This is a genomic window from Ferruginibacter profundus (assembly GCF_054783275.1).
Window position 1 is genome coordinate 1,031,715 of the sequence record NZ_BAAGQW010000002.1, and the last position, 13,613, is coordinate 1,045,327.

A 13,613-nucleotide genomic window follows, 5' to 3' on the forward strand; every position below is an offset into this window, starting at 1 on the left:
AAAAATTAGAATCCAAGTTTTAGGTTAACACCAAATCCACGTAAGCCCGGGAACTGTCCACCTTCACCACTCTGACCAGAAATTTCTGACGGATCAAAATCTTTAGTTTTAGCATAGATCAAAACAGCATTGCTGGCTACAACAGAGAAGTTAGCTTTTCTGATCCATTTGCCCATACCCAATTTGCTTACAGGAATATTGTAACCAACAGAAACCTCACGTAATTTAACATAAGTTAAATCGAAGATGTCATTATCAAATGTATTGTTACTACCGTTCAGGTAATCCCTTGCATTTACATAATAATCAACTGGTTTAAGTGTGGTTGCATCAACACCAAATACATGGATACCACCGCCATCAGCTACCGGATCCCTTACTGGAATTCCTTTGTCGTTAAGACCGGCAGATTTAGCTAATACACCTGTGCTATTACCCCATTTAGTAGAAGTAGAATAGAATTTACCACCTTTCTGGAAATCCACGTTTGCATTTACAGTGAAGTTACCAAACACAGTGAATGAGTTCTGGAAACCACCGGTGAATTCTGGTAATACACTACCAAAGTTTGCATTATTATCGTAAACATAAGTACCATTGGTATTTAATAAAGCATTACCGCTGGCATCTCTTTTAATACCATGTCCGTAAAGCTGACCCCATTGCTGACCTTCAGTAGCACGTAATGTAGGACCAAATGTGGCAGTTTCAACTGTAATAGAAGGAGCTGCAGTACCTGCATTTTTCCATACAGACTGAGGCTGACCATCTATATCCACCACTGTGTTATCAATTGTTTTAGCATAAGTGGCGTTAATTTCCCATTTAAGGTTTTTAGACCAAACTGGTTTAACATTGAAAGTAAGATCAAGGCCTTTAAAGTCGATTTCACCGGCGTTAGTCAACAAAGTTGGATAACCGTAAGCCTGGCTAAATACAACGTTAGTTGGGAAGTCTTTACTGATTCTTTCAGTATAAGTAACTGAGAAACCTACCCTGTTTTTCAGGAAGCTGAAATCTGCACCTGCAGTTTTTTCAGTTGCAACAGCACCATGAATATTTGGATCGATACCAGCATTGCTTACGCCTTGTATAAAGTTACCATTCCATTGTACTGCACCCTGGTTGTATAAAGAACCTGGATATTGATAGATACCAATACTTGTAGGAATCTCACCCCATGAAGCTCTTAATTTAGCAAGAGATAACCATGAAGCCTGGCCTTTTAACAGGTCGCTTGCAACAAATGATAAACCAAATGCTTTAGAAAGGATGTCGTTGTTACCAGATGGTAATGTAGAGAACCAGTCATTACGTACAGTAACATCAGCATTGATGAATTTTCTGAAACCAAAGTTTGCAGAAAGGAAAATTGCATTGTCTTTTTGTTTTTGACGAACGTCAGTAGAACTGATAGTTCCTTTAGAGTTACCTAAAGTATACAGGTTAGGCGTGTTAAATCCGTCAGAAGTAGAACCTGAGTTAGAATGCCTGTTAAAGCTATGGATATCCAAACCGGCAGTTGCACCGATATTGAAATCTTTGATGATTTTTGAGTACATACCTGTCAATTCGATATGTTCATCGTGTTGGGTATTGGTAGTACTTGCATAACCACCTTTAGTAAATCCAAAAGCAGCCTGAGATGCAAATTTCATATCAGTTAAATCGCTGCTCACTTTTAATTCGTTGAAAGAAACTAATTCATTGATCCTGTAAGTACCTCTTACTTTAAGGTCTTTGCTTACCTTATAAGTTAAAGATGCATCACCTAATACTTTAGTAAAATTGTTCAGCTGCTGTACCTGATCGTATGCAGTGTAGAAATTCTGCCAGTAATAAGGACCGTAGAAATCTTTAGGATTAGCTGCGTTATATGCATCAGGACCATTATGGTTCCAGCTTGCCTGGATACCACCCGGAGTTTTAAGATCTTTTAATTCTTTTACAATGCTCATATCCAGGTCACGGTGAAACCATTGGTTAAATGAACCTGAAGACTGGTTAGCATAAGCATCATTAAAGTCACCATTTGATTTCTGGTTGATAACGTTAACATTGAAACCAGCAGTTAAACGGTTGCTCAGGTCAATAGAAGTAGCAGTAGTAAACTGGTTTCTTTTTAACCATGTAGTAGGTACTAAACCTTTTACATCAACATTGGTGTAGCTGATCTTAACATTTGAATTATCATTTGCTTTAGAGAAAGAAATTGTGTTGAATTTCTTAAACTGAGTTTCATAATAATCACGTGCGTTGCTTGGCTGTGGAGTCAATAAAGCTGTTTTGAAAGCTCTTTCATGACCACCATACCATGCATACCAGGGAATATATTCCTGGCCTACCATGCGTGGACCCCAGCTAACATCTTCAGAATAGTCAGGATAGTATTTACCATCTAATGCTTTCCATTCAATTGGCTGACCAGCTTTCCAGGTATATTTTTTCATATCCTGGAAATCACCACCGGCATAAGAATTCTGATAATTAGGTAGAATATAAACATTGTCAAATCTAACACCAAGGTTAACATCAATTCCTATGCTGTTAGTTGCACCTTTCTTAGCTTTTTTAGAAGTAACTACCATTGCACCATTTTGTCCATCAGGACCAAAAAGAGCTGCAGCAGCAGGACCAAGCAACAAAGAAACGTCTTCAACGTCATCTGTGTTGATATCATCAGCAGAAACCCTTGTTCCGTCCAAAACGTATAACAAACCAGAGTTACCACCTAATGAAGTTGCACCATGCAAACGGATTGCACCAGTGCTGCTTAATTTAGCGCCAGACTGACCACGTAACTGAATACCGGAAACTTTACCAGCCAACGCTTCGTTGATATTGGTGTTACGGATTGTATTCAATTGTTCTGAAGTAACCACCTGTGTGTTTGAACTGGTAGTTTTTAAGCTACGCTTAACTCCGTAAGCACTTGAAACCACCACCTCTTTTAATTCTGAATTGGGTTCCAGTACGGTGTTAAGGTAAGCAGATGTTCCTACAGGTACGTCAGTTGCTTTGTAACCTGAACCTGAGATAACAAGAACATCTCCGTCTTTTACTTTGATAGTATAAGCGCCATTTGCATCTGCAGAAAGACCAACTTGTGATCCTTTAACCTTAACAGAAGCAAAAGGTACCGGGTTACCATCCTTGTCGGTAACCTTACCGGACACCACCCGGTTTTGGGCAAATGCAAACACCCCACAGAGCATCAGCATTGTGAACAGTGATAAAAATCTTCTCATGTGCGTTTAATTAAGTTTAATGATGTGTAAAAATAGGAATATTTCTTTAAAGTCAAAAAAATGTTAAATATTTAAGACCCTTAGATTTATAAAGGACAAATTAAGGTTTGAATTAGCTGCTTAACCACTGAAAAAAATGTTAAAATTTGTACAGCCACTGGAGTTTTATTTCGCTTTTTTTACCTCCCTTTATCTCGTCAAGTCCGCTACCAATAAGTGTTTTACCGGCATAAATTGTCTGGCTCCATTTTATCCAGAAAGTCATTTTTTTGTTAAAGTCATAACTTGAATTTATATAATATCTTAACCCCTTGTCGTAAAAAACAGGAATGGAAAAACTGTATAAAACATCATTTTCGTAAGCGTATACCCGGCTGTTGTAACTATCGGTTTCAAAATATTGAAGGCGCATATTAGCAGTCCAGGGTTTCATCAGCGGCTTATATAAAAAATTTATATACGTTAAAAGTCCTTGTTCACTGCCTTCTGATTTTCTGTTGATCCAGAGCATTTCGGTTCTGTTGCTAACAGCCATTTCTGCATTTATTTTGTAACTGAATTGTGTACGCCAGTTTAACTTTGGTTGCAAAACCACCGGAGAAAGCGCAAATTGGGCAGGATTAGAATTTGTAGCTTTTGATTCGCTGCGCAAACGGCTGGTCAGTTCCAGTTGTTTATTGGGTTTGTAGGTTAGTTGCATTAAATATTCAGTGCCGCCGGATGGTGCATCTACACCATACTTTAACCAGGGAAACCTGTAAAAATCAGCATAGGCATCAATTCGCCAGCTACTACCCGGGTGCACGGACACCCCTGCGTAAAAACCCTTTTCGTTATTGGGATAAGTATTTTCTGTAAAAGCCGCTGTGGATAGTGACTGGTAACGATTTGAAATATTCCTGTATAAAAAACTCATTTCAACATCACTGGCAACACTCATCAAAATGCCCGTTACAATAGCCTTTCCGGCATTTTGAAAACATGCAGCTTCGCCAAAAAAATGTACATTTTTATAGGTATAGCTATAGTCTGCACTGTAATTACCAAAAGAACGGCCTGCCAACGCATACAGATTATAAGGCTCATTTGATTTAACTACCGGCAACCTGAATTTATACTGCATAGCATTTAATCCAACGTGAAACGAATGGTACCTGTATGCCACATTACCGCCAAACACCAGTTGCTGCTGCACACCTTTATCATCAATTTCGCTTTTGGTGCGATGGTAACCCGAGGTTTGCAGCGATGAAATAAAATCATCCTGGTTTTGCGTAGTATCGGTTACCAGGTTGGCATCTGTTTTTTTATATGACATAAAGGCTGTTGCCTCCCATTTATCTTTGGAAAAAGTAATTCCTGCACCACGGTAAAAGTTGATCTCCCCTGCAGCATTGTAAGGGCGTAAAACATCTGCCTCTCTTTTTATACTCATTACTGCCGCACTCTTTTTAAAGGCCAGGCTTTGCCATTGTATTAAACCCTGCCCCAGATTAACGGTAAAATCTCCTAAGGCAAGGGCTTTTATAACACCAATCTTTCGTACAAAAAAATGAGCGGAATAAAAATCAAAACCCTGTTTTTGAGCACCTTTAAAAAACTGTTCCCCTGCATCTTTTTCCCCGGTAATACCAAACTGCAGTAAGTTTTTAAATTGGTATTTATACCGTACTAATAATTTTTGCGGAGAGCCCGGATAAAAATTAGTTACAGATGATGGATCTGACTGGTAACCTTTCGATTTTTCAAGTACCTCGCTTGCCCTAACCAGCATGCTATGTTCGCCACTTTTAAAACGTGTAAGGATCGTAGTTACCAATGCTGCTTCAGCAGAAACCATTACGTAAGGACGAATCTTTTGTATCATTGGAATATCCCAGCCTGGTATGGCCTGTAATTCATAAATATCAATCAATTTTCCAACAAGTTTCCTGTATAAAACCAGGCTTTGAATTTGCAGGGGGCTAAGTATTTTTAATTCCCGGATCTCATTTTCATCGGCAGTATTTAAATTTACAGGATGCCTGCTATATTCCTGCATTTGTTGCAGGTAAGTATCATCCTCAATTTCGGCATCAGCATTGTTCGCTGTGATATTCTCCAGTTGTTGTTCTGTGGTGGTGGCGGGCAATTCAGGGGCTTGAGCCAGCGAAAAGGTTGTATACAGGCAAACTGCTAAACTAAGCAACACCTGCTTTACTTTAAAAGCTTTTACCTGGTTGTTATAAACAGTAATAAACGGCACAATATTCCTTTGTATTTTAAATTTTTCAGATGATCATTATTCTTTTTTATTTCCAAAGTAGGCAATCAGTAAAATTCCCGGAGATACCCCCAGTTGCGGATGATAGCTACCGGAAATATCTACCCGAAAATTATTCCAGCCCACTCCTGCCCCTGCAAAAGCTGTAGAAGAAACACTCGTAAAACCTGCTCTTGCAAAAAATTGTTTGGAAAAATGGTATTGAAATCCGGCCACTACATTTACGGGTTTATCTTCTTCTTTAATTATTGCTGTACCTAAGAAAAAATTTTCTGACGCATCATAGCCTAATCCCATGGTATACACAGCAGCCAGTTTTTCATCGCCGGCTTTACCCAGCTTTCCACCGGCAGGATTATATATATGAAAACCGCCATTTAACTTATCGGTAAAATGTATAATAGCTCCGGCCTCAGCATTTATAGTGGATGCATTGCCATAAGCAGGAATGCTGTAGCCGAAATAATTGAACTGTATCCCAATATCCACTTTGGTCCCCAGGCTACGGCCGTAGGCCAGTCCAATGGTATGTTCGTTATAGTTCTTAAATCCCGAATAATTGAACTGCACACCAATTCTGCCCATTTTTGTAGGCAATGCACCTGCAACCGTATATGAATTGGTTGCTGCCAGTAAATACCGCTGTTCGCCATACAAGCCAATACCCGGCTGTTTATTGCCGGCCAATGCTGCCTGGTTAGCTGTAAAAGAAAGCGGGTCGGTTTGTTTGGCAGAATATGCAGATAATCCTGCATAAGGCAATGCCACCGGGTACCGTAGCGACTGAGCTTTTGCAGTTTTAAAAAAACTTATTGCCAAAAGAAAAATGATGAGTGAAATGGTATATCTCAAAGCAGTAAACGTTTATTCTACTTAAAGACCGGGATACATATAAAAAGGTTGTCATGCAGTGATCCTAGTAAAATAGGTTTTTGTTAAGTACTTTTGCAGCATGCAAATTTTAGATGGAAAAATAGTTGCTCAGCATGTAAAGGATCAGCTGAAAACGAAAACCGACTTATTAAAAGCTGAGGGTAAAAGAGTGCCTCACCTGGCAGCGATTTTGATTGGCACTAATGGTGCCAGCGAAACCTATGTGGCGAGCAAAGTAAAAACATGCCATGAAATTGGCTTTAAAAGTTCATTGATCCGGTTTGATGAAGCTATTGCGGAAGCTGATTTAACTGCTGCTATTGAACGGTTAAATAATGACGACGATATCGACGGTATTTTAGTGCAGTTGCCATTACCTAAACAAATAAGCGAAGAAAAGATCATCAGCCTGATTCATCCTGATAAAGATGTGGATGGCTTTCACCCGGTAAGCATTGGTAAACTGGTACAGGGGTTACCGGCTTTTATTCCTGCTACGCCGTATGGAATAATGCTGATGCTGGAACATTACAAAATTGAAACCAGCGGTAAACATGCAGTTGTAATCGGGCGTAGCAATATTGTGGGCAGGCCTATGAGTATTTTATTAAGCCAGAATACTTATCCCGGCAATTGCACTGTAACAGTATGCCATAGCCGCACTACCAATTTAAAAGAAATTTGTTTACAGGCAGATATTATTGTTGCCGCATTAGGCAAACCGGGTTTTTTAACTGCGGATATGGTGAAAGAAGGTGCTGTAGTGATTGATGTGGGTATTACAAGAGTGGCAGATGCCACCAAAAAAAGCGGCTTTGCCATAAAAGGCGATGTTGATTTTGAAAATGTAGCGCCTAAATGCAGCTATATTACACCTGTGCCTGGCGGCGTAGGATTAATGACCATTGGCGCACTGATGATGAATACCTATAATGCGGCTTTAATGAACAAGGGATAATTAATAATGACTACTAAAAATACCGAGGAAGTTTTGCTGCCCGTGATGGAGCATTTTTACACTCTGCAGGGTGAGGGTTTTCACCAGGGCAGGGCAGCTTATTTCATTCGCCTTGGCGGATGTGATGTAGGCTGTGTGTGGTGCGACGTAAAAGATAGCTGGGATGCCACCAAACATCCTAAATGTAATATTGATTATTTAGTTTCTACTGCCTGTCAATCGGGTACTACGCTGGTAGTGATTACCGGAGGTGAACCATTGATGCATAATTTAGATGCATTAACTGCCGCATTACAATCAAAAGGATTGGAAACTAATATTGAAACATCCGGGGCTCATCCTGTAAGCGGCAGCTGGAACTGGATCTGTTTATCTCCCAAAAAATTTAAAGCGCCATTACCCGGGATACTGCCTTTAGCCAATGAATTGAAAGTGGTAATATTTAATAAAAGCGATTTTGACTGGGCCGAAGAGTATGCCAGCCGGGTATCGCCGGGCTGCAGATTATTTTTACAACCTGAATGGGATAAGGCTGCAATTATTACTCCATTAATTATCGATTACATAAAAGCTAATCCTAAATGGGAATTAAGCCTGCAGATACACAAATACATTAATGTGCCGTAAATAAAATATACAGATGTTAAAGCGCATTGCATGGCATTGTATATTTCCACTGCTGATTGGCTTTACGATATACCTTTTTTTTCATCAACCCAATTTACTGCTTCACCAATGGATGGCAGATTCTGTGTCCTTTCCTAATTTTTATGACCGGGTAAAAGATAAGCCCATTGTTATACTTTTTTTAAATCACGTTCCTGATGCACTCTGGGATTATTCTTTAACCTGCTTTTTAATATGGTGTTTTTCAGGTAACATAAAAAATAAAAAGCGGGCAGCATTAATTGTTTTGGGGGTGTCTTTAACTGAAGTTATACAGGTATTTTTTTCAACACAATTTACTTTTGACTGGGCAGATTTATTATTGGCTGTAATTATAAGCCTGCTTACTTTAAACTATTTTAAGCATGAAAAGAAAAGTGTTATTTAGTATTGCTGCAGTTACTGGTATCCTTTTTTATGCCATCAGTTTTATAGCTACTACAAAACCGGTTGTACTGGACCCGTGCTATGAAAGAACTTCATTCTGGTTATTTAAAGATAGTGCACGTGGCCAGCACGCTTTTTTAAGTTATAACAATAACGACACCGTGGTTCTGGCAATTGATACTACCTATGCTGCTCACGCTAATGCCATTTGTGATACTATCTGCACTATGTATAAAGACAGTTGCAACAGAGCAGGGATAGGCATCCTTGTTGTTAACCGCAACGACACTGCCAGAAGCACCTGGGAAACAAGGTATGGCAAAACACTCTTCTTCAGAAAGTGTCCTTAAGCAAACAGGGAGGTTAAAACCATAAAAACTTGTTATTAAATCCCTGTACACTAATTATAAGCAGTTTTCGTTTTATCTTCAACAATTGAAATAAAACAGATGCTTACTAAAAAAAATATCCTCCCGTTTTTTCTTGTTTTCAGCTTTCAATTTATTGTTGTTAGTTTTTGTACTGCCCAATGGTACGACCCCGAAAAAGTAAATAAAAAAGCTGCTGATATTTATGGGCAGGCACTTAATGAAGGTGTTGCCGGAAATTATGCAGCCGCTATCCGTCTTCTTAATGAATCTATAAAAGCTGACCCGAGATTAGTAGACGCTTATATTTCAAAAGCCGCCATTTATGGCACTTTAAAAAAATACGATTCCTCTATAACAGGATATGAACAGGCTTTTGAACTGGATTCAGTATATTCAAGAGATTACCTGCTACCCTATTCCATCTCTCTTGCAGGAACCGGAAAATTTCAGCGGGCTTTAGATGCAGTCAATAAATTTCTTGCCATAGACAAGCTGAATAAAAAAAGCATCGGAGCCGGTAACTTCAGAAAAACTACTTACGAGTTTGCATTAAATTACGATAAGACGCACCCTGTAAAAAACTATGTGTTTGCACCACAAAATTTAGGCGACAGTATCAACTCAGCTGCGTTGGAATATTATCCTTCTCTTACTATTGATGGCAGTAAACTGGTATTTACACGCCGTATAAACAGTGACGAGGATTTTTATGAAAGTAATTTTGCAGATGGCAAATGGAATAAGGCAAAACCATTAGCAGGCAAAGTAAACACCAATTTTAATGAAGGGGCTCAGTGCATATCGCAGGATGGGCAATGGATTATATTTGCCGGATGCAATTATCCCGAGGGCCAGGGCGAATGCGATCTTTATATTTCTTACAAAACAAAAAATGGCTGGAGCGAAGCTGAAAATCTAGGTCCGATGGTGAACACCGATTTTTGGGAATCTTCTCCTTCCTTATCGCCTGATAAAAGAGACCTGTATTTTTCCAGCGCCATTGCCGGCGGTTTTGGTGGCAGGGATATCTGGGTTACCCATCGCTCACTAACAGGTAAGTGGAGCCGCCCGGAAAACCTGGGTGCTGCTGTTAACACCAGTGGCGATGAAAGCTGCCCCTTTATGCATGCTGATAATGAAACTTTGTATTTTAATAGTAATGGCCGCCCCGGCTATGGTTCAACAGACCTTTTCTTTACAAAAAAGATAAGTGATACCTCATGGCTGGAAGCAGAGAACCTGGGCTATCCTATTAACACCATTGATGATGAAGGATCTTTAATTGTGGCAGCTGATGCAAAAACAGCTTATTATGCCAGCGACCGTGCTGATGGAAAAGGTGGACTTGACCTGTACACTTTTCAAATGAGAGAAGATATCCGTCCATTGAAAACATTATGGGTAAGTGGTAAAGTACTGGATAAAAAAACAATGGCGGGATTACCTTCATCGGTAGAGCTGATCAATTTAAAGACCCGGAATATAGTCAGCAAAATACAAACCGACGAAGAAGGTAATTACCTGGCTACTTTGCCCGTAGGTAAAGATTATGCATTTAATGTAAACCGTAAAGGCTATTTATTTTATTCTGATAATTTTTCCTTGCAGGACAATTCTGCCGATTCAGTTTTTTATAAAGACATTCCGCTGCAGCCACTTGAAGCAGGGGCATATATTGTTTTGAAAAACATTTTTTTCGATACCAAAAAGTTTGACCTGAAGCCGGAATCAATTGCTGAATTGGACAAAGTGGTATTGTTGCTAAATGATAACCCTAAACTTAGAATTGAGATTGACGGGCATACTGATAATGTAGGATTGGCAAAAGACAATCTCAGTCTTTCCAATAACCGGGCAAAAGCTGTTGTAGATTATTTATTGAGTAAGGGCATTGCTAACGGCCGACTTATTTACAAAGGATTTGGGGCTGCAAAACCCATAGCTGACAACACTACCGATACCGGTAAATCGCAGAACAGGCGAACAGAATTATCTGTAATTAGTAATTAGAAAAAGCTGAATAATAAAAAGATTTTTTTATTATTGCTTTTTAATGACTAACGATCTACCATACCAGATTGCCCTGACCCTTGTACCTAATATTGGTGATGTACACGCCAAAGCTTTAGTGAATATTTACGGTAATGCCCAATCCATCTTTAAAGCAAAAAAAAAGGAGCTGGAAGCTATTGAAGGTATTGGTACAATAAGGGCCAACAGCATTAAAAGTTTCATAGATTTTACCACTTGCGAAGAAGAAATAAAATTTATAGAAAAATATAAGATCACCCCTTTATTTCTTACCAATAAAAATTATCCACAGCGGCTTTTGAATTCTTATGATTGCCCGGCTTTATTATATTACCGCGGCAATGCAGATTTAAATGCCCCTAAAGTAATTTCCATTGTGGGTACCAGGAATAACAGTGACTATGGCAGATCGGTTTGCGAAAAATTAATTGAAGAACTGGCAGAACAAAACGTACTGGTTACAAGTGGCCTTGCATTTGGTATTGATACTATTGCACACAAGGCTGCCTTAAAAAATAATTTGTGCACTGTGGGCGTGCTGGCACATGGATTAGACAGAATTTATCCCGGTCAAAATAAAAATCTTGCCAGGCAAATGACAGAACAGGGAGGACTGCTTACTGACTTTACCAGCAATACCAACCCCGACAAACAGAATTTTCCCAAACGCAACCGTATTGTAGCCGGCATGTGCGATGCCATAGTAGTAATTGAAAGTGGTAAAAAAGGTGGTTCTTTAATTACAGCCGAATTAGCCAATGGCTACAATAAAGATGTATTTGCCATTCCTGGTAAAACCACCGATGGCAAAAGCGAAGGCTGTAATTACCTGATCCGGCAAAACAAAGCTTCACTTATTACCTCTGCCGCCGACCTGGTAGAATTAATGAACTGGATACCCAATGAGAAAGTACAGCAAAAAAAGCAGCGGGAGTTATTTATTGAATTAACCCCTGATGAAAAGATCATTACAGATATTCTGCAGCAACGGGAAAATATACAGATTGACGAATTGTATTTTAAAAGCGGCCTGAGCAGCAGTGCTGTAGCGCAGGCTTTGCTGATGCTGGAAATGCAGAATGTAATACTTTCACTGCCGGGCAAAGTGTATAAGCTGGCTTAAATCCCCGAAGCCCTGAAGGAGACTTTTGCAGCTTTTTTGCCAACTATGTCATAAACAAGTAACCCTTATCAAATAACAGACTTACAAATAATTTTACTGTTCCGGGAGCCTCTTTAGGGGATTTAGGGGTTTTTCTTTATCTTTGCACATGGCAATAAGAAATTACTCCTCCAACAAATCAACTAAATTTTTCGGCGAAGGCTTAACGTTTGATGACGTGCTACTAATGCCCGCCTACTCTCAGATTTTACCACGGGAAGTGGAAATTAAAACCCAGCTCACCAAAACCATTACACTGAACGTACCCTTGCTGAGCGCAGCAATGGATACCGTTACAGAAGCAGCACTGGCTATTGCCCTGGCAAGAGAAGGCGGCCTGGGTATTCTGCATAAAAATATGGGGATAGATCAGCAGGCAGAGCAGGTACGTAAAGTAAAACGTAGCGAAAGCGGACTGATAGTAGACCCTGTTACCCTTACACCAGATGCCACTATTGGCGAGGCTTTAAGGCTGATGAGAGAAAATAAGATCGGCGGCATTCCTATTGTGGATGCACAACATAAATTAGTGGGTATACTTACCAACCGTGATTTACGCTTTGAAACCAACTTTAAAGCTAAAGTGAGTACGGCCATGACGAAAGAGAATTTGTACACCGCCCCCGAAGGCACCGATATAAAAAAAGCAGAACAGTTATTTAAACAAACCAAGGTTGAAAAATTACCAATAGTAAATAAACAAGGTAAACTGATCGGCTTGTTCACCTATAGCGATATCTTGAAATTAAAATCTAATCCCAATGCAGTAAAGGATAATAAAGGACGTTTGCTGGTAGGTGCAGGTGTTGGTATTACAAAAGACAGCCTGGAAAGAGTAGCTGCACTAAACAGTTTTGGGGTGGATGTAATTTGCCTTGACAGTGCACACGGCCATACCAAAGGGGTGATCAACACTTTAAAAGAAATTAAAAAGATATACAAACACATACAGGTAATTGCCGGTAATGTGGGTACCGCAGCCGGCGCAAAAGCATTAGCCGATGCAGGTGCCGATGCTGTAAAAGTGGGTATAGGACCGGGGTCAATTTGTACCACCAGGATTGTAGCAGGTACCGGGGTGCCTCAAATAACAGCTGTAATGGAAGCTGCAGCCGCATTAAAAAATAAAAAAGTAGGTATTATCAGCGATGGAGGCATCAGGTATACCGGCGATATGGTAAAGGCTTTAGCTGCAGGTGCAAGTTGCGTAATGATGGGTAATGTTTTTGCAGGTACAGAAGAAAGCCCTGGCGAAACCATTATTTACGAAGGCCGTAAATTCAAGCAATACCGTGGTATGGGCAGTTTAGGCGCTATGGCCCAGGGCAGCAGCGACCGCTACTTTCAGGATGTGGAAGATGATGTGAAAAAATTTGTGCCTGAGGGCATTGAAGGCCGTGTGGCTTTTAAAGGTTATTTAAGGGAAGTAGTACACCAGTTTACCGGTGGCCTGCGTGCAGGTATGGGTTACTGTGGTGCGAAAAATATTACCGAATTACAAAAAGCCACTTTTGTTAAGATCACCAACGCCGGCATGAGAGAAAGCCATGCACATGACATTGATATTACTAAGGAAGCACCGAATTACAGCAGGTAGAAGCCGCCGCCCCTAAAGGAGAAACTGGTTATAGAGGAAGAAAAATATTCAATATGC

The 13,613-nt window shown here is 39.9% G+C and carries 10 protein-coding genes; 7 read left to right on the forward strand and 3 right to left on the reverse strand.

The features are described 5' to 3' along the window. Window positions 1–5: 5 nt before the first annotated feature. The 3 genes from ACYVM0_RS14580 to ACYVM0_RS14590 all read right to left on the reverse strand — a co-directional run bounded on the left by ACYVM0_RS14580 (window position 6) and on the right by ACYVM0_RS14590 (window position 6,363). Window positions 6–3,248 carry a SusC/RagA family TonB-linked outer membrane protein gene (locus ACYVM0_RS14580; RefSeq protein ID WP_460558063.1) on the reverse strand — a complete coding sequence of 1,081 codons (3,243 nt, stop codon included), beginning with the start codon at window positions 3,246–3,248 and terminating at the stop codon, window positions 6–8. A 139-nt stretch (window positions 3,249–3,387) separates the two neighbouring features. Continuing rightward, entirely contained in the window at window positions 3,388–5,493 is a 2,106-nt protein-coding gene (locus ACYVM0_RS14585) for a ComEA family DNA-binding protein (protein WP_460558064.1), read from the reverse strand. Between the two features lie 36 nt (window positions 5,494–5,529). After that, window positions 5,530–6,363: a PorV/PorQ family protein gene (locus ACYVM0_RS14590; RefSeq protein ID WP_460558065.1), complete on the reverse strand. Its 834-nt coding sequence runs from the start codon at window positions 6,361–6,363 to the stop codon at window positions 5,530–5,532. A 100-nt stretch (window positions 6,364–6,463) separates the two neighbouring features. Between ACYVM0_RS14590 and ACYVM0_RS14595 the strand changes: the two genes are divergently transcribed. From ACYVM0_RS14595 to guaB, 7 genes are all read left to right on the forward strand, one after another. Beyond that, on the forward strand, window positions 6,464–7,342 hold the full coding sequence (locus tag ACYVM0_RS14595) for a bifunctional 5,10-methylenetetrahydrofolate dehydrogenase/5,10-methenyltetrahydrofolate cyclohydrolase (protein ID WP_460558066.1): 879 nt from the start codon (window positions 6,464–6,466) through the stop codon (window positions 7,340–7,342). Between the two features lie 6 nt (window positions 7,343–7,348). Continuing rightward, the gene (locus ACYVM0_RS14600; RefSeq protein WP_460558067.1) at window positions 7,349–7,969 is read left to right on the forward strand and encodes a 7-carboxy-7-deazaguanine synthase QueE; all 621 of its coding nucleotides are present in this window, start codon (window positions 7,349–7,351) and stop codon (window positions 7,967–7,969) included. A gap of 13 nt (window positions 7,970–7,982) precedes the next feature. Continuing rightward, complete coding sequence (locus ACYVM0_RS14605) at window positions 7,983–8,396, forward strand: hypothetical protein (RefSeq protein WP_460558068.1); 414 nt, start codon at window positions 7,983–7,985, stop codon at window positions 8,394–8,396. Then, entirely contained in the window at window positions 8,374–8,745 is a 372-nt protein-coding gene (locus ACYVM0_RS14610; RefSeq protein ID WP_460558069.1) for a hypothetical protein, read from the forward strand. The genes ACYVM0_RS14605 and ACYVM0_RS14610 overlap by 23 nt, the downstream gene beginning before the upstream one ends. 99 nt (window positions 8,746–8,844) lie before the next feature. After that, window positions 8,845–10,776, forward strand: coding sequence for an OmpA family protein (locus tag ACYVM0_RS14615; RefSeq protein WP_460558070.1), 1,932 nt, complete (start codon window positions 8,845–8,847; stop codon window positions 10,774–10,776). Between the two features lie 43 nt (window positions 10,777–10,819). After that, window positions 10,820–11,920, forward strand: a complete 1,101-nt coding sequence (dprA, locus tag ACYVM0_RS14620; protein WP_460558071.1) for a DNA-processing protein DprA — start codon at window positions 10,820–10,822, stop codon at window positions 11,918–11,920. A gap of 148 nt (window positions 11,921–12,068) precedes the next feature. Then, the gene (gene guaB / locus ACYVM0_RS14625) at window positions 12,069–13,556 is read left to right on the forward strand and encodes an IMP dehydrogenase (protein ID WP_460558072.1); all 1,488 of its coding nucleotides are present in this window, start codon (window positions 12,069–12,071) and stop codon (window positions 13,554–13,556) included. Window positions 13,557–13,613: the final 57 nt, after the last annotated feature.